The sequence below is a fragment of the Blastococcus sp. SYSU DS0541 genome (assembly GCF_054050875.1).
This window is the reverse complement of the sequence record NZ_JBJHAD010000018.1, coordinates 75,821-102,423: the sequence shown is the minus strand read 5'-3', so window position 1 is coordinate 102,423 and position 26,603 is coordinate 75,821. Positions and strand designations below refer to the sequence as shown.

General features: G+C 76.1%; 22 protein-coding genes, 1 pseudogene and 1 riboswitch. Of the genes and pseudogenes, 5 read left to right on the top strand and 18 right to left on the bottom strand.

The features are described 5' to 3' along the window. Positions 1-40: 40 nt before the first annotated feature. From ACI794_RS17690 to ACI794_RS17675, 4 genes are all read right to left on the bottom strand, one after another. A complete protein-coding gene (locus ACI794_RS17690) occupies positions 41-1,435 on the bottom strand; it encodes an FAD-binding oxidoreductase (RefSeq protein ID WP_456617010.1) in 1,395 nt (464 codons plus the stop codon). Positions 1,436-1,522: 87 nt separating this feature from the next. Continuing rightward, complete coding sequence (locus tag ACI794_RS17685) at positions 1,523-2,929, bottom strand: FAD-binding oxidoreductase (protein ID WP_456617009.1); 1,407 nt, start codon at positions 2,927-2,929, stop codon at positions 1,523-1,525. Next, on the bottom strand, positions 2,926-6,525 hold the full coding sequence (locus ACI794_RS17680) for a BTAD domain-containing putative transcriptional regulator (RefSeq protein ID WP_456617008.1): 3,600 nt from the start codon (positions 6,523-6,525) through the stop codon (positions 2,926-2,928). The genes ACI794_RS17685 and ACI794_RS17680 overlap by 4 nt, the downstream gene beginning before the upstream one ends. A gap of 81 nt (positions 6,526-6,606) precedes the next feature. After that, positions 6,607-6,921: a DMT family transporter gene (locus ACI794_RS17675; protein ID WP_456601175.1), complete on the bottom strand. Its 315-nt coding sequence runs from the start codon at positions 6,919-6,921 to the stop codon at positions 6,607-6,609. A gap of 11 nt (positions 6,922-6,932) precedes the next feature. Beyond that, positions 6,933-6,997, bottom strand: a riboswitch (guanidine-III (ykkC-III) riboswitch). A gap of 63 nt (positions 6,998-7,060) precedes the next feature. Between ACI794_RS17675 and ACI794_RS17670 the strand changes: the two genes are divergently transcribed. Both ACI794_RS17670 and ACI794_RS17665 read left to right on the top strand, forming a co-directional pair. Continuing rightward, complete coding sequence (locus ACI794_RS17670; protein ID WP_456581668.1) at positions 7,061-7,294, top strand: helix-turn-helix domain-containing protein; 234 nt, start codon at positions 7,061-7,063, stop codon at positions 7,292-7,294. Positions 7,295-7,296: 2 nt separating this feature from the next. After that, positions 7,297-7,833 (top strand): Clp protease N-terminal domain-containing protein, encoded by a 537-nt coding sequence (locus ACI794_RS17665; RefSeq protein WP_456601176.1) that lies wholly within the window; start codon positions 7,297-7,299, stop codon positions 7,831-7,833. On the opposite strand, the gene ACI794_RS17660 is transcribed toward ACI794_RS17665, so the two are convergent. The 4 genes from ACI794_RS17660 to lepA form a co-directional block, all read right to left on the bottom strand. After that, complete coding sequence (locus ACI794_RS17660; protein WP_456617007.1) at positions 7,811-9,499, bottom strand: MFS transporter; 1,689 nt, start codon at positions 9,497-9,499, stop codon at positions 7,811-7,813. The two genes, ACI794_RS17665 and ACI794_RS17660, sit on opposite strands and share 23 nt — an antisense overlap. Positions 9,500-9,533: 34 nt before the next feature. Beyond that, a complete protein-coding gene (locus tag ACI794_RS17655; RefSeq protein ID WP_456601178.1) occupies positions 9,534-10,238 on the bottom strand; it encodes an LppX_LprAFG lipoprotein in 705 nt (234 codons plus the stop codon). 104 nt (positions 10,239-10,342) lie between these two features. Further along, entirely contained in the window at positions 10,343-10,972 is a 630-nt protein-coding gene (locus tag ACI794_RS17650; protein ID WP_456601179.1) for an MOSC domain-containing protein, read from the bottom strand. Between the two features lie 23 nt (positions 10,973-10,995). After that, entirely contained in the window at positions 10,996-12,846 is a 1,851-nt protein-coding gene (lepA, locus tag ACI794_RS17645; RefSeq protein WP_456601180.1) for a translation elongation factor 4, read from the bottom strand. A gap of 210 nt (positions 12,847-13,056) precedes the next feature. On the opposite strand from lepA, the gene rpsT reads away from it, so the two are divergent. Then, the gene (gene rpsT / locus ACI794_RS17640; protein ID WP_091933029.1) at positions 13,057-13,317 is read left to right on the top strand and encodes a 30S ribosomal protein S20; all 261 of its coding nucleotides are present in this window, start codon (positions 13,057-13,059) and stop codon (positions 13,315-13,317) included. A gap of 172 nt (positions 13,318-13,489) precedes the next feature. Here rpsT and holA read toward each other — a convergent pair whose 3' ends face one another. From holA to ACI794_RS17590, 10 genes and pseudogenes are all read right to left on the bottom strand, one after another. Continuing rightward, on the bottom strand, positions 13,490-14,392 hold the full coding sequence (gene holA, locus ACI794_RS17635) for a DNA polymerase III subunit delta (protein WP_456617006.1): 903 nt from the start codon (positions 14,390-14,392) through the stop codon (positions 13,490-13,492). 487 nt (positions 14,393-14,879) lie between these two features. Then, positions 14,880-16,238, bottom strand: a pseudogene (locus tag ACI794_RS17630) (ComEC/Rec2 family competence protein); the annotation flags it as partial. A gap of 689 nt (positions 16,239-16,927) precedes the next feature. Then, positions 16,928-17,767: a helix-hairpin-helix domain-containing protein gene (locus ACI794_RS17625; protein WP_456617005.1), complete on the bottom strand. Its 840-nt coding sequence runs from the start codon at positions 17,765-17,767 to the stop codon at positions 16,928-16,930. Positions 17,768-17,904: 137 nt separating this feature from the next. Further along, positions 17,905-18,798 carry a DegV family protein gene (locus tag ACI794_RS17620; protein WP_456601183.1) on the bottom strand — a complete coding sequence of 298 codons (894 nt, stop codon included), beginning with the start codon at positions 18,796-18,798 and terminating at the stop codon, positions 17,905-17,907. Positions 18,799-18,854: 56 nt separating this feature from the next. Then, on the bottom strand, positions 18,855-19,604 hold the full coding sequence (locus ACI794_RS17615; protein ID WP_456601184.1) for a histidine phosphatase family protein: 750 nt from the start codon (positions 19,602-19,604) through the stop codon (positions 18,855-18,857). Next, entirely contained in the window at positions 19,601-20,032 is a 432-nt protein-coding gene (rsfS, locus tag ACI794_RS17610) for a ribosome silencing factor (protein WP_456581678.1), read from the bottom strand. Before rsfS ends, ACI794_RS17615 begins: the two co-directional genes overlap by 4 nt. Then, a complete protein-coding gene (gene nadD / locus ACI794_RS17605; RefSeq protein WP_456617004.1) occupies positions 20,029-20,772 on the bottom strand; it encodes a nicotinate-nucleotide adenylyltransferase in 744 nt (247 codons plus the stop codon). The genes rsfS and nadD overlap by 4 nt, the downstream gene beginning before the upstream one ends. A 284-nt stretch (positions 20,773-21,056) precedes the next feature. Continuing rightward, positions 21,057-22,484 (bottom strand): vWA domain-containing protein, encoded by a 1,428-nt coding sequence (locus ACI794_RS17600; protein ID WP_456601186.1) that lies wholly within the window; start codon positions 22,482-22,484, stop codon positions 21,057-21,059. Next, positions 22,484-23,371: an AAA family ATPase gene (locus tag ACI794_RS17595; protein WP_456601187.1), complete on the bottom strand. Its 888-nt coding sequence runs from the start codon at positions 23,369-23,371 to the stop codon at positions 22,484-22,486. The genes ACI794_RS17600 and ACI794_RS17595 overlap by 1 nt, the downstream gene beginning before the upstream one ends. A 25-nt stretch (positions 23,372-23,396) precedes the next feature. Next, the gene (locus ACI794_RS17590) at positions 23,397-24,650 is read right to left on the bottom strand and encodes a glutamate-5-semialdehyde dehydrogenase (RefSeq protein WP_456617003.1); all 1,254 of its coding nucleotides are present in this window, start codon (positions 24,648-24,650) and stop codon (positions 23,397-23,399) included. 85 nt (positions 24,651-24,735) lie between these two features. Between ACI794_RS17590 and ACI794_RS17585 the strand changes: the two genes are divergently transcribed. Then, on the top strand, positions 24,736-25,752 hold the full coding sequence (locus ACI794_RS17585; RefSeq protein ID WP_456617002.1) for a metal ABC transporter substrate-binding protein: 1,017 nt from the start codon (positions 24,736-24,738) through the stop codon (positions 25,750-25,752). Then, entirely contained in the window at positions 25,749-26,603 is an 855-nt protein-coding gene (locus tag ACI794_RS17580) for a metal ABC transporter ATP-binding protein (protein ID WP_456617001.1), read from the top strand. The genes ACI794_RS17585 and ACI794_RS17580 overlap by 4 nt, the downstream gene beginning before the upstream one ends.

Below are 26,603 nucleotides of genomic sequence, written 5' to 3'. Positions count from 1 at the left end.
GCCCGGACGTGGGAGACCACGTCCGGGCACCGCCCGGGACTCACGCCCGGGTGTAGGCCCCGGCCTGCAGGACCCCCTGCGGGTCGTAGGCGTCGACGACCTCCCGCAGCCGGGAGAGGGTCGCCTCGTCGTAGGACCGCCGGGCGGAGACCGCGTCGTGCGGGATCCCGAAGTTCGGCCACACGCCCCCGGTGTCCCAGTCGGCGAGCGCCGAGAACACCTGGTCGGCGTGCGCGAGTGCAGCAGCGGCCATCTCCTCGTCCATCGCCATGCCGACGGTGAGGACGCTGAACCGCGCCGCCCGGTGGCTGAACGCGCTGGGGTGGGCGCCCTCGCGGGCGTAGGCCCCGCCCAGGTGCCGCACCTCGACGATGACCTGCGGGGACTCCGACCCGTGCCCGGCCACGGCGAGCAGCCGGTCGGCCGCCTCGGCCGGGAAGGCGTTCAGCAGGATCGCCGGGTCGACGACGGGCATCGGGTCGACCGGGTCGGCGTGCACGGCGTCGATCTCGGTGTAGGGCCGCAGCCGGGCGTCGTCCAGGACCACCGGTGCCACGTCCCGCAGCTGGTCCAGCAGCCGGGCGCCCTCCGACGGCTCCCCGGTCCACAGGAACCGGATCGCGAGGGTCACCCGGCCGGCGAGCGGCGGCGGGACCTCGGGCAGCGGCGGGAGCTGGAAGATGGCGAAGGACGTCGTCCCCAGCTCCGGCAGGTCGTCCGCCCAGCCCCGCCACCGGCCGATGACCCGGGCCGCATCCGCGGAGTCGAAGTAGATCGCACCGCCGTAGAACTCCGGCATGTGGACGAGGTCGAACTCCATGGCGGTCACGATGCCGGCCGCGCCCTTCCCGCCGCGGAGCGCGAAGTACAGGTCGGGGTGCTCGGTCGGGGTCACCCGGCGGAACACCCCGTCGCCGGTGACGACCTCGAAGGCACGCACCCGGTCGGCGTTGATGCCGTACGTGCGGGCGAGGGGCCCGACACCGCCACCGGTCGTGTAGCCGACGATGCTCACGTCCGTGGTCGAGCCGTTGACCCCGGCCAGGCCGTGGGACGCCGCGACCGGGACCAGCTGCGACCACTTCACGCCGGAGCCGATCCGGGCCCAGCCCTCCGGGTGCACGGTGACCTCGTCGAGGCCGCGGGTGAGGACCAGCAGGTGCCCGGCGAGGGACCGCTCGGCGCCGTGGCCGGTGGCCTGCACGCCGGCGGTCATGCCGTGGGCGCCGGCGAAGCGCACGGCGGCGGCGACGTCGTCGGCCGTGCGGACGGCGACGACGGCGGCCGGGCGCATCGGGACGGCGAGGTTCCAGGGTGAGACGAGCGCGTCGTACTCCGGCTCCTCGGGCGTGTGCACCGAACCGGTCAGCAGGCTGCGCAGGGTGTCGAACGAGATCTCGGTGTCGACGACGGGGGCGTCGAGGATGGCGGTCACGGGGTCCTCCAGGTCGGGGTCGAGCTGATGGAGGAACGGTGGCGCGCCGTCCTTGACAGGCGGTTGCGACGACCTTGAGGCGCCGTCTCAAGCCGGCGGGCGGGTCTCCACGTGGTGCGCGGCGACGAAGAGGTCGCCCGGGTCGACGGCCCGGCGGACGGCGGCCAGCCGGGCGTGCACACCGGGCGGGAAGACCTTCCGGGTGTCGGTGCGCTCGTCCAGCATCGGCAGGTACTGCCGGCCGGTGGCCCACGGCTCGACCGCGGCCAGGAAACGGGCGGCGTCCTCGCGTTGCTGCTCCCAGTCCTGGTCGTCGCCACCGCCGAGACCCAGCCCGAGGGCGAGGAACTCGCCGTCCAGCGCGGACAGCGCACCACCGTGGGCGTCCGGGCGGGCCAGCGCACCGCCGAGCTGGCGCAGCTCCGCGGCGGCCAGCCGGGTGCCCGAACCAGGACCCACCGCGGCCGTGATGGCGGCGACGGCCGCCTCGGGCAGCCGGGAGACCAGCGTGCTGCTGGCGTAGGCGGGGGTGGGCCCCTCCGGGTCGAGGTGCAGCCGGACGAGGGACGCCGCCGGGACCCGCGCGACCGTGTCCAGCTCGGGACGGAGGGCGCGCAGCGGCGCGAGGACGTCGGCGGCGTAGGCGTCGTCGCCCAGGACCGCGCCGTCGATCATCGCGATCCGGCGGCCGCGCAGGTGCGCCGGGACCGAGGGGTCGTCCGGGACGTCGAGCAGCCGGAACGCCGTCGTGACGTCCTCGGGCGCGTCCGCGCACCAGGCCACCCAGGCCGGGAGCACCCGCTCCACCACCGTCCAGTCCCAGGACAGGTGGCCGGCCACCACGGTCTCGAGGGGGAAGAGGTCGAACTCGAGCGCGGTCACCACGCCGAGCGGCACGGCCCCGCCCCGCAGCGCCCAGAACAGCTCGGCGTCCCGCTCGGCCGTCGTCCGCACGAACGTGCCGTCGGCCAGGACCAGCTCGGCCGCCGTCACCGCGTTGCACTGCAGGCCGAGCTTCCGGGCATACCAGCCGATCCCCCCGCCCAGGCTGTAGCCCACCACCCCGACGTCCGGCGACGACGGGTGCCGGGCGGCCAGCCCGTGGCGGCCGGCCGTCTCGGCCAGGTCACCCCACAGCACGCCGGCGCCGGCCCGCACGGTGCGGCGGTCGGGGTCGATCTCCAGCTCGGTCATCGCCGAGGTGCGCAGCAGCACGGCCTCCCCCAGCCGGCCCTCGAGCGGCGGCGCCCCGTGCCCGGTGCCCTGGGCGGCCACCTGCAGGCCGGCGGCGGCCGCGGCGCGCAGCACGTCGGCCACCTCGTCCGGGAAGGCGGGGTAGGCCACCGCCGCCGGGTGGTCGCGCACCTGCAGGTTCCAGGGCGAGCGCGCCATGTCGTAAGCGGGATCCCCCGGCAGCTGCACGGAGCCCCCGCACAACCCCCGCAGCGCCTCGGCGCGGGAGGGTGCGGACTCGGCGATCTGCTGTTGGGTCACGGGGTCCTCCCGGGTGCCGGTGTCCGAGCCTCACCCGTCGGACTTGAGAAGAACTTGAGGCCGTCGGCCGACGCCCGCTCGAGCACCGAGCGGACCATGCCCGGCGTCAGGAACAGCTGCTGGGCCACCTCGCGGATGCCCAGCCCGGCGGCCGACAGCTCGAGGATGCGGCGCTCGGTCACCGTCGGGGATCGGACGGCCACCCGGTGGACGGCGTCGGGACAGCCGCGGGCCTGCAGCGCCTCCCGCGCCCGATCCCGCACGCCGAGCGCTCCCCGGGCGTGCGCCTCCTCGACCGCGGCCCGCAGCAGCGGTACCGCCTCGTGGTCGGTCACCTCCGGACGGGCGCCGAGGGTGCACCGGGCGCGGGCGAGGTCGACCGCCGCCGTCGTCGGAGCCAGCAGCGCGACCGCCTCCCGCAGTTCGGCCAGCCCGTCCGGCCCCCGGAGCTCGCCCAGCAGCCGCAGCGACGCGCCCAGATGGCTCGGCGCCCCCCAGCGCCGCAGCAGGCCCACCTCCTCCTCCGCCAGCGCCACCGCCTCGTCGGTCCGGCCGAGCCCGCGCAGCGCGAGGGCCGCGGTGCTGCGCCACGGGTTCCACACCGGGTTGGGGACGGGGATCGGCGTCGGCACGGTGTCCAGGAGGGCGAGGGCCCGCTCGTGCTGCCCCTCGGCGGTGAGCACCCGGGCCCGGGCATGCTGCAGGAGCCGGCCACCGTCGCCGACGCCCGGACCGCCACCGGCCGCGTCCGCGGTGGCGCGAGCGGCGGCGAGGTCCCCGCGGTCGAGGTGGCACCCGATCAGGAAGGCGTGGGCGAAGGGCGGCGCGATCCCCGCCCCGCCCCACATCCGGCTCTCGTCGAGGGCGTTGGTGAGGCACGAGTCGGCCTCGGCCAGCTCCCCGCGACGCCAGTGCCAGAAGCCCTGCCACAGGTTGGTCGACAGGACCGCGAACAGCGATCCGCGGGCGTGGGCCTCGGCGCGGGCGCGGGCCCAGAAGTCGCCCAGGTCGTCGTCGGCGAGCATCCGGATGATGGCGGCGACGACCCAGAACAGGCCGTGGTCGACCACCCAGAGGCGATCGCCGTCGAGTGCGGAGCGGGCCAGCCGCACGGCGCGGTCGCGGTCGGTGCCCTCGATCGTCGCGTCGTAGGCCAGGGCCGCCGCCAGCATCTGCGCCCCGTGCCCGTCGCCGGACGGCTCGGGTACCGGGTGCCGCCAGAGGGAGGGGTCCAGCGCGTGCATGTAGCCGCTCACCAGCTCGATCGCCAGCAACGCCTGCCGGTGGTCGTCGAGCCCGTCGGGCAGCGCCTCCGCGGCCTGGCGGGCGAAGGCCGTCGCCGTCCCCGGTGGGCTGGCGAAGACCTGCGTGCGGGCGATGGCGACGGCGATGCCGGCGCGCTCCCGGGGATCGGTGGTCCCCTCGTAGGCCTGCATCAGGTGCTCGGTGCCCGCCGCGCCCTCCAGGGGCGACTCCACCATGCCCAGCTCCCGCAGCACGTCGCACCGCTGCTCACCTGTGGGCAGCTCCGCCAGCGCCCGGCGCAGGTACGTGACAGCGCTGTCGGCGGCCCCGCGCTCGGCCGCGGTCCGCGCCGCGCGGCGCAGCACCTCGGTGGCCTCGCCGTCGCCTCGGACCGGCGCGAGCAGGAGGTGGGCGGCCACCTGCTCGTCGCTGGCCCCCGCCTCGCGCAGCAGCCGGGCGGCCCGCTCGTGCCGGAGCGCCCGCTCCGCGGCGGGGAGGTCGCGGTACACCGCCTCGCGGACCAGCGGGTGGACGAAGGCCAGCGGTTGCTCGTCCTTCAGGATCTCGGCGCGGGCCAGCCCGGCCAGGGCGGCCGCGGTGTCGCTCTCGGAGAGCTCGGCGAGCGCGGCGACCACCGGGAGCGGCGCCCCGTCACCGAGGACCCCGGCGGCACGCGCCACGACCGGTGCCGCGCCGCCGAGCCGGCGCAGGCGCAGGAGCACCATGCTCGAGACCGCACGCGACCCCACGGCCACGACCACGTCGGCGTGGGCGGCGTCGGGCCGCACGCCGTCGGCCTCGAGGGCACGGAGCAGCTGGCGCAGCAGCAGCGGGTTGCCCGACGTCGTGCGGTGGCAGGCGAGGGCGAACAGCGGCGAGACCGGCTCCCCCAGCCGCCGCGCCACCAGCTCGGTGACGGCCCCGGCGGAGAGCGTGCCCGGCCGGAGGACGACGGCGGCGGGCTCCAGCGCCAGCTCGGCCAGCAGCTCCTCGTCCTCGTGCGGTTCACCGGTCCGCACCGTCCCGACGACGAGCACCGGCACCGCCTCCAGCCGGCGCACCAGGTAGGCCAGCGAGCGCAGCGACGCGCTGTCGCACCACTGCACGTCGTCGATCGCGAGCATCACCGGACCGTCGGCGGTGAAGTTGACCGCGAGCCAGTAGAGCCCGTGCAGGGCGGCGAACGAGCCGTCCGGCGCCTCCCCGCCCGCGGGGTCGAACACCGCCCGCGCACTGGCCGCCGCCCCCGCGAGCAGCTCGTCCCGGCGCCGGGGATCGGTGAGCCGCGGCTCGAACAGCTGCCTGACCGCGCCGAAGCCGAACGCCTTCTCCAGCGGGCTGCCCCGCGCCGACAGCACCCCGATGGACCGCTCGACGGCCATGCGCCGGGCCTGGGTGAGCAGCCGGGTCTTGCCGATGCCCGCCGGCCCCTCGATGAGCAGCAGCCGCGGCTCACCCCGGAGGAGCTCGTCGAGGGCGGCGCGGACCGCGGTCAGCTCGGCGTCGCGGTCGAGGAGGTCGTCCGGCGGGGGGTCGGCCGCGCGGTCGGACCGTTCCGGGCGGCCTCGTTGCGCGGGGACGGCCAGCTCCGGCGACTGGGCCAGCACCTGCCGCTCCAGCTCCTGGAGCGCGGGCCCCGGGTCGACGCCCAGCTCGTCGGCGAGGGTGCTGCGTGCCCGGCGCAGCGCCCCGAGCGCGTCGGCCTGCCGCTGCGCCCGGTAGAGAGCCAGGGTCAGCAGGCGCCACCGCTCCTCGCGCATCGGCTGCTCGGCGACCATCGCCTCCAGCTCCGGCACGAGCACCGCCGCGTCCCCCAGCGCCAGCCGCGCGGCCACCAGGCGTTCGCGGGCCACCGCCCGCAGCTCGTCCAGGCGGCCGATCTCCGGAGCCGCCCACGGCTCGTCGGCCCACTCGGCCAGCGCCGGCCCCCGCCACAGCGCGAGGCCGCGGGACAGCAGCTCCGCCACCTCCGCCGGATCGCCCACCGCCCCGCTCCGGTCGAGCAGCTGCTCGAACTGCCAGACGTCGACCGCGTCCGGTGGCAGCCGGACGGCGTAGCCGCGCCCCTCGCTGACGATGACCGTCGATCGGTGACGGGCCGCGCTACCGGGCTGCAGCCGTCGGCGCAGGTGCGAGACGTAGGCCTGGAGCGCGCCCGCCGGGTCGGCCGGTGCCCGGTCTCCCCAGACGGACTCGGTCAGCCGCTCGACCGGCACCACCTCGCCCCGCGCGAGCACGAGGAGGACGAGGACGGCGCGCTGGCGCGGGCCTCCCAGATCCAGGGGCGCCCCTCCGGCGGAGGCCGCGCACGAGCCCAGCAGGTGGATCCGCAGCTGCCCGGTGCCGCCCACAGCGCCTCCCTCGCGGGAAAAGCTAGACGAGTGAGCGGTCCCTGAGGAGCGGTCGCATCCCGGCGGCGGGCCGAACAGCGGTCAGTGGAGAACCTTCAGCCCCACGACGCAGCCGATGAGGCCCAGGATCAGGAGCACCTTCGCCGGCGACACCGGCTCGGTGCCGGTCACCATCGCGTAGGCCACGGTGAGCGAGGCGCCGATGCCGACCCACACCGCGTAGGACGTGCCGATGGGCAGTTCCCGCATCGCGTAGGCGAGCCCGGCCATGCTCAGCAGGAGGGCAACGACGAAGAGGATCGACGGGCCGATCCGGGTGAAGCCCTCCGACCGGCCGAGCGCGGTCGCCCACACCGCCTCCAGCACCCCGGACAGCACCAGCACCAACCACGCCATCGTGGCCTCCTCTGGCGCCGTCTTGTCGCACACCGGGTACGGCACCGCTCGTCCGGGAGCCGGGAGACGGCTCCCCTCCACCCTCGCACGTGTCAACACTGATTGACACCGGGGGCGGGCGCAACCTAGGTTGACAGCCATGGCGGACACGGCACAGGTGGCGGCGGCTGCCAGCAGCAAGGACCCGGCGGTGGGGCTGACAGCGGTCCGATCGCTGCGGGTCCTCGTCGAGCGGCTCGAGGCGCTGCAGGTCGACAACGCCCGCGACGAGGGGTGGACCTGGGAGCAGATCGCCCAGCAGCTCGGCGTCAGCCGGCAGGCGGTGCACAAGAAGTACGCGCGCGGCCGCGGGCCGCTCCGACGGAGGGACTGACGATGTTCGAACGCTTCACGCAGGAGGCCCGCGACGTCGTCGTCGGCGCGCAGGCCGAGGCGCGGGCGCTCCGGCACGGGCGCGTCGGCACCGAGCACCTGCTCCTGGGCATGCTGGCCGCACCGGGGTCGACGGCGGCCCGCGTGCTGGCCGGCCACGGCGTCACCCACGACGTCGCCGTCACCGCGGTGCGCACGACCGTCGCGGCCGGTGACCTCGACGCCGACGCGCTGAGCAGCCTGGGCATCGACCTCGACGCAGTCCGCGACCGGGTCGAGGAGGCGTTCGGCCCGGGCGCCCTCGACGACCCGCGGGGCAGGCGCACCGGCGGGCACGTCCCTTTCGGCCCGCGGGCGAAGAAGGTCCTGGAGCTGGCGCTGCGCGAGGCCATCGCGCTGAAGTCGCGCACCATCACCGACGGGCACATCGCGCTCGGCCTGATCCGCGAGGGCCAGGGTCTGGCGATGAAGCTGCTGCACGACCGCGGCGTCGACGTGCCGGCCCTGCGCGAGGACCTCAGGCTGGCCCTGGACCCCTGAGCGGCCCGCCGCGCAGCAGGACCAGCGCCGCGACCGCGGCCAGCGCGGCGGCGATCCCCGCACCGGCGAAGACGGTGTGCAGCTGGGTGAGGATCGCGGCCTCGGTGGCGGCGTCGTAGGCCGCGCAGTCGGCCGGGCTCGTGGGGCAGAGCTCCATCGGGGTCCCGATCGCCGTCACCTCGGCGGTGAAGCGGCGCAGCGCGACGGCGGTGAGCAGCGAGAGCCCCGCGAGCATCCCGACGGTCCGCGCGACGACGGCCAGCGAGCTGGCACTCCCGTGCACCCGCGGCGGGGTGACCGCGAGCAGCACCGCGTTGACCGGCGCGATGGCCAGCCCGAAGCCGAGGCCCGCGGCGACGAGGACGACGGTCGACCAGGCGCCGTCCAGGGCCCGCTCGTCCCACTCGGTCATCGCGGTGAAGGCAGCCGCCGTCAGCGCCATCCCGGCCCCGGCGACGACGCGCGGCGCGACGACCCGGCACAGCCAGCCCCCGGCCACCGCGCCGACCGGCACGGCGACCAGCAGCCGCAGCAGCACCAGCGCCGCCCCCAGCTGGTCACCGGGCGTCGTGGTCGCGCGGGCGAAGAGCGGGACGTCGACGAGCGCGGCGACCAGGGCGGCCCCCACGAAGAGGTTGACCAGCAGGGCGCCCCAGGCCCCCACCGGCCGCAGCGCCGCCAGCGGCAGCACCGGTTGCGGGGCGCGCCGCTCGTGCAGCACGAAGAGCACACCGGCGACGGCGGCGATCGGCAGGAGCAGCCGGCCGTGGGCGACCACCTCGCGGGCCGGGTCGGCGGCGGCGAAGGCCCACACCAGGGCGCCCAGCGACACCACCGCCAGCAGGGAGCCGACGACGTCCACCTCCCGCGCCAGCCGGCCCAGCCCGCGGAGCGGGAGCACCGCGCCCGCGGGCCGCACCACGCCACGGACGACGAGGGCGAGCACGAGCAGGACGGTGGCCAGCAGCAGCGGCGCCGTCCACGCCGCTCCGTCGAGCAGGGGGACGTACAGCAACCCCAGGGTGACGTCCTCGGCGAGCCATGGCGGCTCGGCGAGCAGCAGGCCCAGCGCGCAGGCGGCGAGGACGGCGAGCGCCAGCCCGACGGGGTCGGGGCGGCGGACCCGGCCGGTGACGACGACGCCCGCGGCCAGCGCCACCCCCAGCAGCAGGTTGAGCCAGAAGATGGCCCGCCAGTCGGCCACCGCCAGCACCGCGGCGCCCGCCAGCGGCCCCAGCACCGCACCGGCCTCCTGCACCGCCCCCACGACGCCCAGCGGGACCGCCCGGCGCTCCGGCGGCCAGCGGTCGGCGACGAGCGCGAGGGTGGCCGGCACCAGGCCACCGGCGCCGATGCCCTGCAGGCCGCGGCCGGCCACGGCGGGGCCGAGCGCCGTCGCCGTCGCCGTCAGGAGCGAGCCGAGGGCGAACAGCAGCAGGCAGCCGATGAGCACCGGGGCCCGCCCCCGCAGGTCGGCCAGCCGGCCGAGCAGCGGCAGGGTGGCTGTGTAGCCGAGGAGGAACCCACCCACGATGGGCGTCGCCCGCTGCAGCTCGTCCAGCCCCACCCCGACCCCCGTGAGGATGTCGGGGAGTGCCAGGACGACGACGTAGGTGTCGGCCGCCGTGACCAGCACGGCGAGGGTGGCGAGGACGATCGCAGCCATCCCCGGCTGCGGCCGGGGAGGCGCGGCCGCGGGCTCAGCCGGTCGGCGGCGCGCTGATCTCGACATCGGCCCCGAAGTCGCTGAGCTCGAGGAGGTAGGTGGCGTCGGTGCCGGCCTCGAAGAACGGGCCGGTGAGCTCCGCGCGGCGCAGCTCACCGCTCTCCGTGGCGACCGAGAACCGCGCCTGCACGGGCTGGCTGGGGTCCTGGCTGGTGAGGACGTCCTGCACGAGGTCGCCGGGCAGCTCGGCGGTGACCTCGCGGACCACCACGCCGTCGACCCGCCGTTCCTCCCCCAGTTCCGCCGAGTCGGCCTCGGCGAGCAGTTGGGAGATGCCGGTCTCGGGGTCGAGCAGCGCACCCGGGTCACCGATGCCGAACTGGGCGGGGTCGATCACGCTGAACCCGCTGGTGAACGGCAGCTGCGCGTACACGGTCCCGTCGACCGAGACCACCTGGAGGTCCAGGCTGGACCCGAGCGCCCGCACCTGCAGGGTCCCGTCGAAGGACGCCGGGCGGGCGATGTCACCCTCACCGCCGACGAGCACGGTCCCGGAGGCCGGGGCGCCGTCGCTGTCGAGCACGAAGTGCGCGCTCTCCGCCTCGTCGAGCGTCCGCTTGGCGCGGTCGAGCAGCTCGGCCGCCGACTCGGCGGGCTCGTCGGATCCGCAGGCAGCGAGCCCCGGGCCGGCCAGCAGGGCCAGCGCCAGCAGCGGGACGGCTCCTCGACGCAGCGACATGGTGCCCCCTCCGTGGACCGGGCGTGCCGGCGTACCGACGACGGACCCTAGCGCGGCGCCGCCCCGGGCCCCGCGCGGGACACCGTGCGGCGAGGCGGCCCGGGTCAGCGGACGGTGGCCGCCCGCGCGGCGATCTTCGCGGCGACCTTCGCGCGGTTGCGCTCCGGCAGCACGTCGAGGGCGGCCGCCGTCTCGGGCAGGCGGTGCTTCTGCGTCGTCCAGGCGCGGAACACGAGGCCGATGGTGACGCCGTGGTCCGGCCGCGCGACCACCTCGACGGCGTCGCCGGCGCCCAGCTCACCGGCCTCGATCACCCGGAGGTAGGCGCCCGGGGCGCCCCGCGCGGTGAAGCGCCGGACCAGCTGGCGCTCGTCCCAGAACCGGGCGAAGTTGGCGCACGGGATGCGGGGGGCGGTCACCTCGAGCAGCGCCGTCCCGACCCGCCACCGCTCGCCCAGGACGGCGCATGTGAGGTCCAGCCCGGTGGTCCGCAGGTTCTCGCCGAACATCCCCGGCGGCAGCTCGCGGCCGAGCTCCGCGATCCAGAAGTCGGCGTCCTCCTGGGCGTAGGCGTAGACCTGCTGGCCGTCCCCGCCGTGGTACCTGCGGTTGACCTGGACGTCGCCGGCGAGCCCCAGTTCCCCGACGGCGACCCGCCCCGGCACCGGCCGCTTGGCGATGCCGCTGCGGTTCGGCTTCCGGTCGGGCAGCGGCAGCAGGTCGGCCCCGGACACGCAGACGGCGTCGACCCGCCCGGTCACTTCGGCTTGGCCGACGCGGTGGACTCGTTGGTGGAGAGCGCGGCGACGAACGCCTCCTGGGGGACCTCGACGCGGCCGACCATCTTCATCCGCTTCTTGCCCTCCTTCTGCTTCTCCAGCAGCTTCCGCTTGCGGGTGATGTCACCGCCGTAGCACTTGGCGAGGACGTCCTTGCGGATGGCGCGGACGGTCTCGCGGGCGATGACCCGGGAGCCGACGGCGGCCTGGATGGGCACCTCGAACTGCTGCCGCGGGATGAGCTCGCGCAGCTTGCCGGCCATCATCACGCCGTAGCTGTAGGCCTTGTCCTTGTGCACGATCGCGCTGAACGCGTCGACGGCCTCGCCCTGCAGCAGGATGTCCACCTTGACCAGCGAGGACTCCTGCTCGCCCGCCTCCTGGTAGTCCAGCGAGGCGTAGCCGCGGGTGCGCGACTTCAGCGCGTCGAAGAAATCGAAGATGATCTCGCCGAGCGGCAGGGTGTAGCGCAGCTCGACCCGGGACTCGCTCAGGTAGTCCATCCCCCCGAGCTGCCCCCGGCGGCCCTGGCAGAGCTCCATGATCGCGCCGGTGTAGTCGCTGGGCGCGATGACGGTGGCGTTGACGACCGGCTCGTAGACGCGGTCGATCTTGCCCTCGGGCCAGTCGCTGGGGTTGGTCACCGTGTGCTCGGTGCCGTCCTCCATGATCACCCGGTAGACGACGTTGGGCGCCGTCGAGATCAGGCTGATGCCCGCCTCGCGCTCCAGCCGCTCGCGCACGATCTCCAGGTGGAGCAGGCCGAGGAAGCCGACGCGGAAGCCGAAGCCCAGGGCCGCCGAGGTCTCCGGCTCGTAGACCAGCGCGGCGTCGTTGAGCAGCAGCTTGTCCAGCGCCTCGCGCAGCAGCGGGTACTCGCTGCCGTCGATCGGGTAGAGCCCGGAGTAGACCATCGGCCGGGGGTCGCGGTAGCCACCGATCGACTCCGTCGCGGGCTTGTGCTGGAGCGTGACCGTGTCGCCGACGCGGGACTGGCGGACGTCCTTCACGCCGGTGATGAAGTAGCCGACCTCGCCGACACCCAGGGAGTCCACCGGCTTGGGCTCGGGCGAGATGACCCCGATCTCCAGCAGCTCGTGCGTGGCGCCGGTGGACATCATCTTGATCTTCTCGCGGGCCGAGATGCGGCCGTCGACCACGCGGACGTAGGTGATGACGCCGCGGTAGATGTCGTAGACCGAGTCGAAGATCATCGCCCGGGCCGGCCCCTCGGCCACGCCGGTCGGAGCGGGGATGTCGGTGACGATCCGGTCGAGCAGCTCCGGGACGCCCGCTCCGGTCTTGCCGCTGACCCGCATGACGTCGTCGGGGTCGCAGCCGATGATGTGCGCGATCTCCGCGGCGTACTTCTCCGGCTGGGCGGCCGGCAGGTCGATCTTGTTGAGGACCGGGATGATCGTGAGGTCGTTCTCCAGCGCCAGGTACAGGTTCGCCAGCGTCTGGGCCTCGATGCCCTGCGCCGCGTCGACCAGCAGCACCGCGCCCTCGCAGGCGGCCAGCGACCGGGACACCTCGTAGGTGAAGTCCACGTGGCCGGGGGTGTCGATCATGTCGAGCACGAACTCGGTGCTGGTGTCCTCGCCGGTCCGCGGCGTCCACGGCAGGCGGACGTTCTGCGCCTTGATGGTGATGCCGCGCTCGCGCTCGATGTCCATGCGGTCGAGGTACTGGGCGCGCATCTTCCGGCCCTCGACGATTCCGGTGACTTCCAGCATCCGGTCGGCCAGCGTCGACTTGCCGTGGTCGATGTGGGCGATGATGCAGAAGTTCCGGATGCGGGCCGGATCGGTGGCAGCAGGAGTCGTCACAGTGCCGCCATCGTCCCACGTCCGCGCGCCGGGTCGGAGACGGGCGCGTCCCCGGGTGCGTCCGGGGTGTGCTGGACGTCGCCGGACGGCGGGTTGGGGTGGCCGCGGGGGCGCTGGTATCTTTGCAGGCCGGTCCTGTGGCGCACGCCGCCCGGACGCACGAACGACTGTCAGAAGTACTCCCTCCTGTCGAGACACCGAGGCTCACGCGTGGCGAACATCAAGTCCCAGATGAAGCGGATCAAGACCAACGAGAAGGCGCGCCAGCGCAACGTCGCGGTCAAGTCCGCCCTCAAGACGGCCGTCCGGCGGGTGCGCACCGCCGCCGAGTCCGGGGACGCCGCGGCCGCGACCGCCGCCTACCAGGCCGCCGCCAAGCAGCTGGACAAGGCCGCCAGCAAGGGCGTCATCCACAAGAACCAGGCCGCCAACCGCAAGTCGGGTCTGGCGAAGCTCACCACCGGTCTCTGATCGGCCCGCGTCCCGCCGGACGCGCACGCTCCACGACGAGCCCCCTCCCCTCGCGGGACGGGGGCTCGTCGCGTCCTTGCCCGCCTTCGCCGCCGGCCCTCGAGCAGTGGTGTCCGGACCCGCCAGCCGCCTGACGTCCCGCGGCTGACCGGCGCCGGACGCCCGTGCCGGCTCACCGGCCGGCGCGCACCCGCCCCCGACCGGTCTCCGTCCGGATGGTGACGATGCGCCGGATGGCCCGCTCCAGGGCGTAGTCGGCGCTGGCCGCGGCGCCCTTGACGTCGGCATTCAGATCCGCGGCCACGCCCAGGGCCAGCTGCAGCCCCTCGATGCTCCAGCCGCGCGCCTGCGCCTGGGCCTTCTTCACCTTCCACGGCGGCATCTTCAGCGTGCGCGCGAGGTCGCCGGGGTTCGTCGAGCTGAGCGAGGCCACCCGTGCGGCGGTGCGCACGCCGTCGGCGATCGCGTCGGCGATGAGCACGTGCGCGACCCCTCGCTCGAGCGCCCAGCGGAGCATCTCGATCGAGCCGGCGCGGTCACCGGTCAGCACGCGCTCGGCCACGGTGAACCCGGTGACCTCGGCCTGGCCGCGGTGGAACCGGGCGACGTCCTCGGCGTCGATGCTGCCGCCGAAGTCGGAGACCAGCTGGGCCGCGGCGGCCGACAGCGACCGCAGGTCCGCGCCGATGGCGTCCACCAGGGCGGTCACCGCGTCGGGGGTGATCCGCCCGCCCAGCTGGCGCACCTCGTTCCTGACGAAGGCGATGCGGTCGCCGACGGAGGAGACCTTGGGGCACTCGTCCACCGCGGCGCCGGCGGCCTTGAACGCCTTGACCAGCGCCTCGTTCCGCTTGCCGCCGTTGTGGACGATGACGAGCGTCAGGTCGGGGTCGGGCACCTTCGCGTAGCCGGCCAGCGCATCGGCCAGCGCGGTGGCGGACTCCTGGACGCCGGTGACGACGACCAGCCGGTGACCGCCGAACAGGGACGGCGCCAGCACGTCGGCCAGCTCCCCCACGGGCAGCCCCGTCGCGGCCAGCTCGTGCACCTCGCCGTCGGGGTGGCGGGCGAGCACCGCCCGGCGCACGGCCGCGACGGCGCGGGAGCGCAGCAGCTCCTCCTCGCCGATCACCACCCGCAGGCGCGACGTGGGCTCGACGGGGGTGGCAGGCACCTCCGCATGGTCGCACGCGCCACCGACGGCCCGCGGCGACCGCCCGGGGCCCCGCGAGCACGTCCGGGAGCCCGGGCGCCGGCGGCGCGGGCACCGCTGCCGACGCCTGGCCGCCGCTGTCCGCGCCCCGGGCGGCGATCCCCCAGCCCCCGGCCGCGCCGACCACCGCGAGGTCGCCCTCCCGGTCGGTGCGGTGCACGCGCGTGCCGGCGGCGGCCAGCCAGTCGAGCAGCCGCGGCGCCGGATGGCCGTAGCCGTTGCCGGCGCCGACGGAGACGAGCGCGCTGCGGGCCCCGACGGCCGCCAGGAACGCCGGGTCGGCGTCGCCGCTGCCGTGGTGGGGGACCTTGAGCACGTCCGCCTGCAGGTCCACGCCGGCGCGCAGCAGCGCGGCCTCCTCGTCGGCGCCGATGTCGCCGGTGAGCAGCACCCGCACCCCTGCGACGGTCAGCCGGACGACGAGGGAGAGCCCGTTGGGGTCGTCGGCCGCGGTGATCCGGCGCGGGTCGGGTGCGAGGACCTCCAGGACCGCACCGGCCACGGTGCGGCGGTCCCCGGGGACGAGCACCTCGCGGGTGCCGCCGGCGCGCCGTACGAGGCCGTCGACGACCGGCGCCCGGTCGTCGACCGGCGAGAGGGCGCCGCCGGCCACCACGCCCACCGTGCGGCCCCCGAACGCGCCGGCGAGGCCTCCGACGTGGTCGGCGTCCAGGTGCGAGAGGAGCACCAGGGGCAGCGCGTCGATGCCCAGCCGGTCGAGGCAGCCGTCGATCGCGGCGGGATCCGGGCCGGCGTCGACCAGCACCCCTCGCCCGCCCCCGACCGGCAGCACCAGCCCGTCGCCCTGCCCCACGTCGCACGCCACCAGCAGCGCGCCGGCCGGTGGCCAGCCGTCGAGCTGCTGGCGCAGCGGCCAGCCCACCACCACCAGCCCGAGCAGAGCGGCCAGTGCGAGCGGCCGCGCCCGGGGGAAGCGCCACAGCAGGAGGCCGGCGGCCAGCAGGAGGACGGCGAGCAGCAGCGCCCCGACCGTGCCGGCCGGCCAGCCGGCGACGGCGTCCGGCGCCGCGGCGGCGCGCTCGGCCACGAGCACGATCCAGCGCACCGGCCACCCGGCGAGCCCGACCAGCACGTCACCGACCCGGGGCAGCACCAGACCGGCCGGGGCGGCCAGCAGCCCGAGGACCGTCGCCGGTGGCACGGCCGGCGCCGCGAGCAGGTTGGCCGGTACCGACACCAGGCTCACCGTGCCGGTCAGGCCGGCGATCACCGGGGCGGTCGCGAGCCCGGCGGCCACGCTCACCGCGACGGCATCGGCCGCCCACGCGGGCCAGCCCCGCTCCCGGAGCCTGCGCGCCCACGGCGGTGCGAGCAGCACGATGGCCGCGGTCGCCACGACGGACAGCGTGAAGCCCGGGTCGCGCGCGAGCCCGGGCTCGACCAGGAGGAGCACGGTCACCGCGGCACCCAGCGCCGGCAGCGCCGCCCGGGAGCGACCGGAGGCGAGCGCGAGCAGGGTGACCGCCCCCATGGCGGCCGCCCGGAGCACGCTCGCGCTCGGCCGGGCCAGCACCACGAACCCGACCAGCGCGAGCGCGCCCGCCAGCGCCTGGACCCGCCGGTCGACCGCGCGGCGCCGCAGCGGCCGGAGCACGCCGGCGATCACGATCGCCACGTTGGCGCCCGAGACGGCGGTGAGGTGGGCCAGGCCGGCCCGCTGGAACTCCTCGTCCAGCACCGGGTCCATCCGGCTGGTGTCGCCGACCACCAGCCCCGGCAGCAGACCACCCGCCCGGTCGTCGAGCACCCGTCCCGAGGTGGCACCCAGGGATTGCCGGAGGTCGCCCGCGACGCGCTGGACCGCTCCCGGCCCGCCGACCGGCTCCGGCGGGCCGCGGGCGGAGAGCACCGCCACCACGTCGTCGCCGGGCTCGGGCAGCGCGACGCCCGCGCGCGCCCGGAGCTCCTGCCCGGGCAGCAGACCCGCCCAGCCCTCGGCGGGTGCGAAGACCAGGACCGCGTCGTCCAGGTGGTGCACGGTGCCGCCGCCGGCCAGCGTGGTCACGTCGGCCTCGAGGAGCACGCGCGGCGGACCGGCGCCGGCCGCCAGCACGTGCGGGTCGGCGCGCACCGCGAGGGTCACCTGCACGCTGCCGCCCGCCTCGGCAGCCGCCCGCAGCGGGGACGCGTCCCGGGCCGCTGCCCGCACGGCCCCGGTGCCTGCGCCGGCGGCGACGCCGGCCAGGACGACGAGGGCGACCGTTCCCGCCGGACCCCGGCCGCGCACCAGGACCGCGGCCGCGACCAGCGCCGCCCCGGTGAGCGCGGCCAGCGCGGGCCACCGCAGCAGCGGGGCGGCCAGGCCCGTGCCCCACACCGCGGCCGCGAGCGGCCAGAGCCGCAGGTCCAGCACCCGCGGGCGGAGGGCGGGTGCGCTCACACCCGCACCAGCTCGGCGAGCTCCGCGGCCTTGGCCGGCCCGATGCCCGGCACCTCGTCGAGCTCCTCGACGCTGCGGAAGGAGCCGATGCGGGCCCGGTGGTCGATGATCCGCTGGGCCAGCACCGGGCCGATCCCCGGCAGGGCGTCGAGCTCGGCAACGCCCGCGGTGTTCAGGTCCACGCGTCCCCCGGCACCCCCGGCACCGGCCGCGGCGGGCGGCCCGCCGGCAGCTGCCCCGGGGACGCCCACGGCGATCTGCTGCCCTTCCGCGAGGGGTGCGGCGAGGTTCACCGAGGCGGGGTCGGCCTCGGGCAGCAGCCCACCGGCCGCCTCGACGGCGTCGGCGACCCGCGACCCGGCGGCCAGCGTCACCAGGCCGGGGCGGGCCACCTGACCGACGACCGAGACCACCACGGGGTGGGACGTCCCGGCCACCTCGCCCACCGGGGCCCCGGCCGGTGCGGCGCCGCTCGTCGCGGCCGGAGAAGGCACAGGAGCAGCTGCCGGCTCCACCCGGGGCCGCTCCGCCCAGGTCCAGGCGAGCAGGAGCAGGACCGCGCCCACGGCAGCGGTCCAGACGGCGCGCCCGCCCGCCCGGCCGGCGTCCCAGCGCGACGTCGTCCCCGGCGCCCGGTGCCGCCCTCCGCGGGCTGGCCGGTCCCGGGGGGCCTGGACGTGCACCGGCACCGTGATCCGGTCGTCCACGGGCCAGGCGAGGTCGTCGTCGTCCCCGGGCAGCCAGCCGCCCTCGACCGGGCGGGGCTCGGCCAGGACGGCGCGGAGCCGGGCACGGATGACGTCCGCGTCGTCGTCGCGGCGGGCAAGCAGGCGCACCCCGGCGACGCTAGGGAGCCGCGCCTCCTCCGCACCGGGTCACGGCGGACCTGTGGACGAGACCGCCGGCTGTGGACGCGCAGAGCCCGGTTCCGGGCGGGCCACCTCATCCTGTGCCGGTGCAGCCCCGCCCGCGCTCAGTCCGCGCTCTCGTCCGCCTGCTCGGCAGCGTCGTCCGACGGCTCCGGCCCGGTGGCGACGACCACCCCGACCGCTCCAGGCCCGACGTGCGCGCCGATCGCGGCCCCGAGCTCGCTCACGTGCAGCTCGCGCAGCCGGGGCACCCGCGCCCGCAGCTCGGCGACGAGCCGGTCCGCGCGCTCGGCCGCCGCGAGGTGGTGCACGGCGAGCGACACCTCGCGCTCCCCCGCGTGCTCGACGACGTGCTGGACGAGGTGGGCCAGCGCCCGCGCCGAGGTGCGCACCTTCTCCAGCGGCACCACCCGGCCGTCGACCACGTGCAGCACCGGCTTGACCGCCAGCGCCGAACCGAGGACGGCGGCCGCGGAGCCGATCCGCCCGCCCCGGCGCAGGTGCTCCAGCGTGTCGACGACGAAGAACGTGCGGGTGCGCGCCGCGGCCTCCCGCGCCACCCGCGCCACCGTGTCCCGGTCGGCGCCACCCGCGGCCGCCCGGGCGGCGTCCAGGACGGCGAACCCGGTGCCCATCGCGGCCGAGCGGGAGTCGACGACGGAGACGACGTGCTCCCCCACCTGCGAAGCGGCGACGCGGGCGGCGTCCCAGGTGCCCGAGAGGTCCGCGGACAGGTGGACCGAGACCAGCCGGTCGGCCCCCGCCTCCAGCGCGGCCCGGTAGGCGGCGACGAAGTCCCCGGGCGTGGGCCGCGAGGTGGAGACCCGCTGGCCACGCGTCGACAGGGCCTTCGCGACGTCCTCGGAGCTGACGTCCTCGCCCTCCCGACCCGACCGGCCGGCCAGGACGACGTAGAGCGGGACGACCCGGACGCCGTACTCGTCGGCGATCGCTCGCGGCAGGTAGGCCGTCGAATCGGTGAGGACGGCGACGGGCACCCGGCGAGGCTAGCTGCCGCGCTCCACCGGGGCGTGCACGGTCGGAGCGGGGAGGGTCAGCCGACGGCGTCGGCGTCCTGGGCCGGCCCGTCGCCGGCGGCGCCCGGAGCACCCTGCTCCGGGTCGGCGCGGCGCTGCTCCGCTCCGGGGACGACCAGGCCCTCCGGGAGCGGGCCGGCCGACGCGTTGTGCCGCAGGAGCCGCCACCGGCCGCTCTGGCGGGCGAGTTCGCTCCACGCGCAGTTGCCCAGCGGGCCGAACACCCGCCGGTGGTCGGGGCCGAGCTCCAGCAGCGCCTCGATCAGCCGGCCGCTCGTGCCGCCGTGGGTCACCACGACGGCCACCTCGGCCGGCGGAAGGTCGGCGAGCGCGGCGAGCACCCGGGCGACGACGGCCGGGGCCTCCTCACCGCCGCGGCCGCGCACCGGGCGCCCGGCCAGCCAGTCCGCGTACTGCTCGGGGTACCGGTCGGCGACCTCCTCGCGGGTCAGCCCCTCCCAGGAGCCCATGCCGTGCTCGCGCAGCCGGGGGTCCAGCCGCAGCGGCACGTCCAGCACCGACGTCAGGGCCCGCGCGGTGTCCGCCGCCCGCTCCAGGTCGCTGGCCACCACCGCGGTGGACCGGCCGGTCAGCCCGGCGGCCACCACCAGGTGCGGCGCGGCGTGGGCCGCCTGGGCCCGGCCGACCGCATCCAGCGGCGGGTCGAGCTGCCCCTGGAACCGCCCGGCCGCGTTCCACCCGGTCCGCCCGTGCCGCCAGACGACCAGGCGGGTCACCGGCAGCTCGGGCAGGGCCGGGGCCGTCACTGGCCGGCCGTCTCCGCGACGGACGGGGAGCCGGGGTCCGCCGCGTCGCCGGTGGCGGAGGCGGGGAGGGAGGCGTCGGTGAAGGGGATGCTCGGGCAGTCCTTCCACAGGCGCTCGAGGGCGTAGTAGGCCCGTTCCTCGGCGTGCTGCACGTGCACCACGACGTCGACGAAGTCCAGCAGCACCCAGCGCGCCTCGGCGACGCCCTCGCGGCGGACCGGCTTCACGCCGTGCTCCCGGAGCCGCTCCTCGACCTCGTCGACGATCGCCTGGACCTGCCGCTCGTTGGGTGCGGAGGCGAGGACGAAGGCGTCGGTGATGGCGAGCCGCTCGCTGACGTCGACGATCGTGACGTCGGTGGCGAGCTTGTCCGCGGCCGCCTGGGCGGCGCGCAGCGCGGTCTCCCGGGCCTCGGGCGAGGCGGTCATTCGGGCACCTCCTGGAGGTGGGACGTCGTGGGTGGGGTGCGCACGCCGGCGCTGTCGGGGCTGTTCCCCGAGCCGGCCGGGGGGCGGTCGTAGGTGGGGCGGTCGCCCGCCGGGCGGCCGTCGCGGCCCGGCCCTGGGGCCGGGCGCCGCGCGGGGCTCCGGTAGAGGCCGCGCTTCTCGATGTACTGCACGACGCCGTCGGGCACGAGGTACCAGACCGGCATCCCGCGGCCCACCCGGTCGCGGCAGTCGCTCGAGCTGATCGCCAGCGCGGGGATCTCCACGAGGCTGACCCCGCCCTCGGGCAGGTGGCTGTCGGCCAGCGTGTACCCGGGCCGGGTCACCCCGATGAAGTGCGCCAGCTCGAAGCACCGGGCGCCGTCGCGCCAGGTCATGATCTGCGCCAGGGCGTCGGCTCCGGTGATGAAGAAGAGCTCGGCCCCCGGGCGCTGGGCCTGCAGATCGGTGAGGGTGTCGAAGGTGTAGGTGGGCCCGCCGCGGTCGATGTCGACCCGGCTCACGGAGAACCGCGGGTTGGACGCCGTCGCGATGACCGTCATGAGGTACCGGTCCTCGGCCGGGCTGACCACCTGGTCGCTCTTCTGCCACGGCTCGCCGGTGGGCACGAACACGACCTCGTCGAGCCCGAACAGCCCGGCGACCTCGCTGGCGGCGACCAGGTGCCCGTGGTGGATGGGGTCGAAGGTCCCACCCATCACGCCGACTCGTCGTCCCGCCACCGCGCGAGCGTATCCGGGACGCGCGGAACCGCGCCGCGAGGACCGGCTGCACGGGCGACCGGCTCCCCCGTGCAGCCGGTCGCCGTCCGGCCGCACCGCGCGGCCGGCGGGTGGTCGACATCTCGACACCGGGCTGACCAACGGCCGCGACGGCTCCCGGTTACGGCCGGCACGCCGGGAACCACGCTGTGCACGCCGTTCGTGACAGTGCCGGAGGGCCGACACGTCGACACGTCGACAGCTCGACGTGCCCGCACGTCGACGGGGCTCAGCCTGCCGGCGCGTCAGAGCGTGGTGACGAAGTCGGCCAGCTGGGCGGCGTTGCGGCACTCCACCATGTCGATGACCTCGCCGTACCGGTCCGCGGCAGAGTCCCCGCTGCCCCACAGCCGGCGCGGCTCGGGGTTCAGCCAGTGCGCCGACCGGGCCTTGCCCACCAGGCCCGCCAGCACCGGGACGCCCGGCTGCCGGTAGTTGGTCCGCCCGTCGCCGAGCACGAGCAGCGAGGTCTTCGGCCCCACCGCCGACGCCCAGCGGTCGGCGAACACGTCCAACGCGGTGCCGTAGTCGCTGTGCCCGTCGAAGCCGACCACCTGCGCCTCCCGGCCGATCCGCGCGATGGCGTCGGCGACGTCGACGCCCGGCCGGAAGAAGCGGGTCACCTCGTCGGTGGAGTCGACGAACGCGAACGCCCGCACGCCGGTGAAGTGCTCCCGCAGCGCCTGGGTGAGCATCAGGGTGAAGTGGCTGAAGCCGGCCACCGAGCCGCTGACGTCGCAGAGCACGACCAGCTCGGGCTTGTGCACCTTGCGCGGCCGGTGGTGGGTGACGACGGGGACCCCGCCGGTGCCGAGCGAGGCCCGGACCGTCTTGCGGAAGTCGAGCCGGCCCTGGCGTCCCATCTTCCGGCGCGCCGAGAGCCGGACGGCGAGCCGGCGGGCCAGCGGGGCGACCGCGCGCCGCAGCTCCGCCAGATCGGAGGACTGGGCGCGGAGGAAGTCCACCTGGTCGGCCAGCGGGCGCACGGCGTTCTTCGCGACGCGGTCGCGACCCTTCTCCGCCGCCGTCCGCCGCCGCACCTCGGCCTCGACCGCGGTGCGGAACGCCGCCAGCCGGTCGCGCACGGTCTGCCGCGCCACCTGCTCGGCCAGCCCACCGCGGTCGCCGCCACCGAGCAGCCCGGCGAGCAGCTGGGCCACGAGCGTGTCCGGCGAGAGCGCCCGCATGACCCGGTAGCTGAAGTAGGACTGCCCCGAGGGCGTCGGCTGCCCCTGGCCGAGCTGGTCGACGGCGTCCCGCGCGAACCGGCGCAGCGCCTCGGGATCGCCGTCCTGCAGCAATCGCAGCAACTCGGCACGCATGAGCTCGGCCAGCGCCGCGTCGTCCGGCACGTCGAGCGTGGACTCCCCCGGCTCCCCCGCGCCCTCGCCGTCCTCGGCCTCCGGTGCCGGCCGGTCGCCCAGCGGCCACCACAGGTCGAAGAGCACGTCGTACGTCGGCCGCTGGGCCGCGCGCTGGAGCAGCACGGCGGCCAGCCCGTGGCGCAGCTGCTCCCGGTCGAGCAGGTCGACGACGGTGAGGATCTCCGCGGCGTCGACGGCCTGGCTGATGCCGACCGGGATGCCGGCCTCGCGCACCGCCCGCACGAACCCGTCCAGGTGCCCGGCGAGCCCCCCGGGCTCCCTCCGGATCCCCTGCGGAGCAGCGTCCATCAGTTCAGCCGCAGCTCGGCCGCGGCCCGGGTCTGGTCGCTGGCGTGCTTCAGCACGACGCCCAGCGTGGCAGCCATGGCCGGCTCGTCGAGGGTGTCCAGACCGAGCTCGAGCAGGGTCTGCGCCCAGTCGAGGGTCTCCGAGATCGACGGCGACTTCTTCAGCTCCAGCCCGCGGAGCGCCCGGACGGTGGCCACCAGCTGGTCGGCCAGCCCTGATGCGAGGTCGGGCACCCGGGAGAGCACGATCTCCCGCTCCCGCTCCGCGCTCGGGTAGTCCAGCGCCAGGTACAGGCAGCGCCGCTTGAGCGCCTCGGAGAGCTCGCGGGTGGCGTTGGACGTGAGGACGACGGTCGGCCGGCGGGTCGCGGTCACCGTGCCCAGCTCGGGGATGGTCACCTGGAAGTCGCTGAGCACCTCGAGCAGCAGGCCCTCCACCTCGACGTCGGCCTTGTCGGTCTCGTCGATGAGCAGCACGGTCGGCTCGGTGCGGCGGATCGCGGTGAGCAACGGGCGGGCGAGCAGGAACTCCTCGCCGAAGATGTCGTCGTGGACGGTGTCCCAGTCCGCGCCGCCCTCGGCCTGGGACGCCTGGATGCGCAGCAGCTGCTTCTTGTAGTTCCACTCGTACAGCGCCCGGGCCTCGTCCAGGCCCTCGTAGCACTGCAGCCGGATCAGCTCCGACCCGGTCGCCGTCGCCAGCGCCTTGGCCAGCTCGGTCTTGCCCGTGCCCGCCGGCCCCTCGACGAGCAGCGGCTTGCCGAGGCGGTCGGCGAGGAAGACCGTCGTCGCGATCTGCGCGTCGGGCAGGTACCCCGCGGTGGACAGCCGCTTGCTGACGTCCGCGACCGACGAGAAGTGCGGGGACTGGGACGGCGGGCGGGGCATGCGGCTCCTCGTGCTGGGGGCGGGGTCAGCGCGTGTGGCCGGACCCCGTGACGACGTAGGTGGTGGAGGTCAGCTCGGGCAGGCCGAGCGGGCCCCGGGCGTGCAGCTTCTGGGTGGAGATGCCGATCTCGGCGCCGAAGCCGAACTCGCCGCCGTCGGTGAACCGGGTCGAGGCGTTGACCAGCACGGCCGCGGCGTCCACCCCGGCGGTGAACTCGGCGATGGCGCGGGCGGAGTCGGCAACGATCGCCTCGGTGTGGCCGGTGCTCCAGCGCGCGATGTGGTCCAGCGCCTGCGGCAGGTCGTCGACCACGCGCACCGCCATGTCCATCGACAGGTACTCGGTGCCCCAGTCCTCGTCGGTGGCCGGGACGACGCCGCCGTGGGCCGAGCGCGCCGCGTCGTCGCCGTGGAGCGCGACGCCGGCGTCGGCCAGCGCGGCGAGCAGCCGCGGAAGGAAGGGCACGTCACGGTGCACGAGCAGCGTCTCGGCGCTGTTGCAGACGCTCACCCGGTGGGTCTTGGAGTTCAGCACGACCGCCTCGGCGATCTCCGGGTCGGCCGAGGCGTCCACGTACACGTGGCAGTTCCCCTCGCCGGTCTCGATCACCGGCACCCGCGACTCCCGAACCACCCGCTGGATGAGCGAGGCACCGCCGCGGGGGATGACGACGTCGACCAGGCCCCGGGCGTTCAGCAGCTCCCCCACCGACGCGCGGTCGGCCGGGAGGAGCTCGACGAAGCCGGCCGGCAGGCCCGCCTTCTCCCCCGCCTCGGCGAGGACGGCGAGCAGCGCGGTGTTGGTGCCGAACGCCGAGGCCGAGCCGCGCAGCAGGGCCGCGTTGCCGCTCTTCAGGCACAGCCCCGCGGCGTCGACGGTGACGTTGGGGCGGGCCTCGTAGACGATCCCGACGACGCCGAGCGGCACGCGGACCTGCTTGAGCTCCAGCCCGTTGGGCAGCCGGGACCCGCGGACGACGTCGCCCACCGGATCGGGCAGGGCGACCAGCTGGCGCAGCGCGTCGGCGACCCCGGCGGTCCGGCCGGCGTCCAGCCGCAGCCGGTCGACGATCGCCTCAGGCGTGCCGTCGGCCCGCGCGGCGGCGACGTCGGCCGCGTTGGCGGTCAGGATCGCGTCGGCGCGCTCGACCAGCGCATCGGCCATCGCGGCCAGCGCGGCGTCCTTGGTGTCGGTCGGCAGGGTGCGCAGCACCCGGGCGGCGGCCTTCGCGCGGAGCGCGGCGGCACCGATGAGCGGCAGGCCGGAGACGTCGGACACACCGAGAGGATACGCGCGCGTCCGCACGGGCTCCCCGGTGCGACCGGGCGCCGGTCACACCGGATCCTGTGTGAGAATGATTCCCATGCACACCTCCTCGCTCCGCCGCAACGCCGCCGTCCTCGGCTCGGCCGCCTGCCTGCTCCTGGCCGGTTGCGGCTCCACCACGGGGACCGACGAGGCCTCCGGCGCAGCGGGTGAGGGCGAGCTGTCCGTGCTAGCCGGCTTCTACCCGCTGCAGTGGGCCGCCGAGCAGGTCGGCGGCGACCGCGTGTCGGTCTCCTCGGCCACCCCGCCCGGCGCCGAGCCGCACGACCTCGAGCTCACCCCCCGGGACGTCGCCGCGATCTCCGAGGCGGACCTGGTCGTCCACCTGGAGGGCTTCCAGCCGGGCCTGGACGAGGCGGTCGCCTCCGAGGCCGCCGACGCCGCCTGGGACGCCGGGCAGGCCGCCGACCTCTCGCTGACCACCGCGGGCGAGCACGACCACGCCCACGAGGAGGAGCAGCACGCCGAGGAGGAAGCCCACGCCGAGGAGGAAGCCCACGCCGAGGAGGAGGCCCACGCCGAGGGCGGCGAGACGGTCGACCCGCACTTCTGGCTGGACCCCACCCGCCTGGCCGACGTCGCCGACGCCCTCGCCGACCGGCTCACCGAGCTGGACCCGGACGGCGCGGACACCTACGCGGACAACGCCGCCGCGCTGCGCGCCGACCTCGAGGCCCTCGACGCGGAGATGGCCGCCGCGCTCTCGGGCTGCGCGGTGGACACATTGGTGACGAGCCACGACGCGTTCGGCTATCTCGGCGAGCGCTACGGTCTCGAGGTGGTCGGCATCAACGGTCTCAGCCCGACGCAGGAGCCCAGCGCGGCCCAGCTGGCCGAGATCACCGAGCTGGTGGACGACCGCGGCATCACCACCGTCTACACCGAGACCCTGGTCGACCCGGCGGTGGCCGAGACCGTGGCCGCCGAGGCGGGCGTCGAGACCGCCGTCCTCGACCCGATCGAGGGCCTCACCGACGCGTCGGCCGGGGAGGACTACCTCGAGGTCATGCGCGCCAACCTGGCCACCCTCCAGGAGGGTCAGAACTGCTCGTGACCGGCCGGACCACCGCCGAACGGCTCCCGGCGGAGCCCGGTCACGCGCTCGCGGTCGGGCTCCGCGGCGCCAGCATCGGCTACGGCGACGTCCCCGTCGTCCGGGACGTCGACCTGTCGGTGCGGGCCGGCGAGGCGATCGCCGTCCTCGGGTCCAACGGGTCCGGCAAGACCACCCTCGCCCGCGGCCTCCTCGGGCTCGCCGCCGTGCTGGGCGGCGAGGTGACCGTGCTGGGCGCGCCCGTGGGGCGGCTCCGGGAGCGCGGCCGGGTCGGCTACGTGCCGCAGCGGCACACGGTGAGCGGCGCGGTCCCGGCCACCGTCCGCGAGGTGGTCGGCGTGGGCCGGCTCGCCCGGCGCGGTCTGTTCGGCCGCCCGACGGCCGCCGACCGCGCGGCCGTGGCCGACGCCATCGCCGCGGTGGGGCTCAGCGACCGGACGCGCGACCCCGTCGCCTCCCTGTCGGGTGGCCAGCAGCGCCGCGTGCTCGTGGCCCGCGCCCTCGCCGCCGAGCCCGAGGTGCTGATCATGGACGAGCCGACCGCCGGGGTCGACGCCGCCAACCAGGCCACCCTCGCCCGGGTCCTCGCCGACGTGTCGGCGAGCGGCACCGCGCTGCTGGTCGTCACGCACGAGGCCGGCCCGCTGGCCGGGGTCCTGACCCGCGCGGTGGTCGTCGACCACGGCCGCATCCGCTACGACGGCCCCCTGGCCGAGGCGGGCCCCCTCGCGGGGGACGCGGGCCACCACCACCATCCGGGTGACGACCACGAGCTGCCGTCGACCGGGTACCGGCAGCACCAGCCGTGGGCGCCGTCCCGCCCCGTCCGGACCCACGACGGGGAGCTGTGA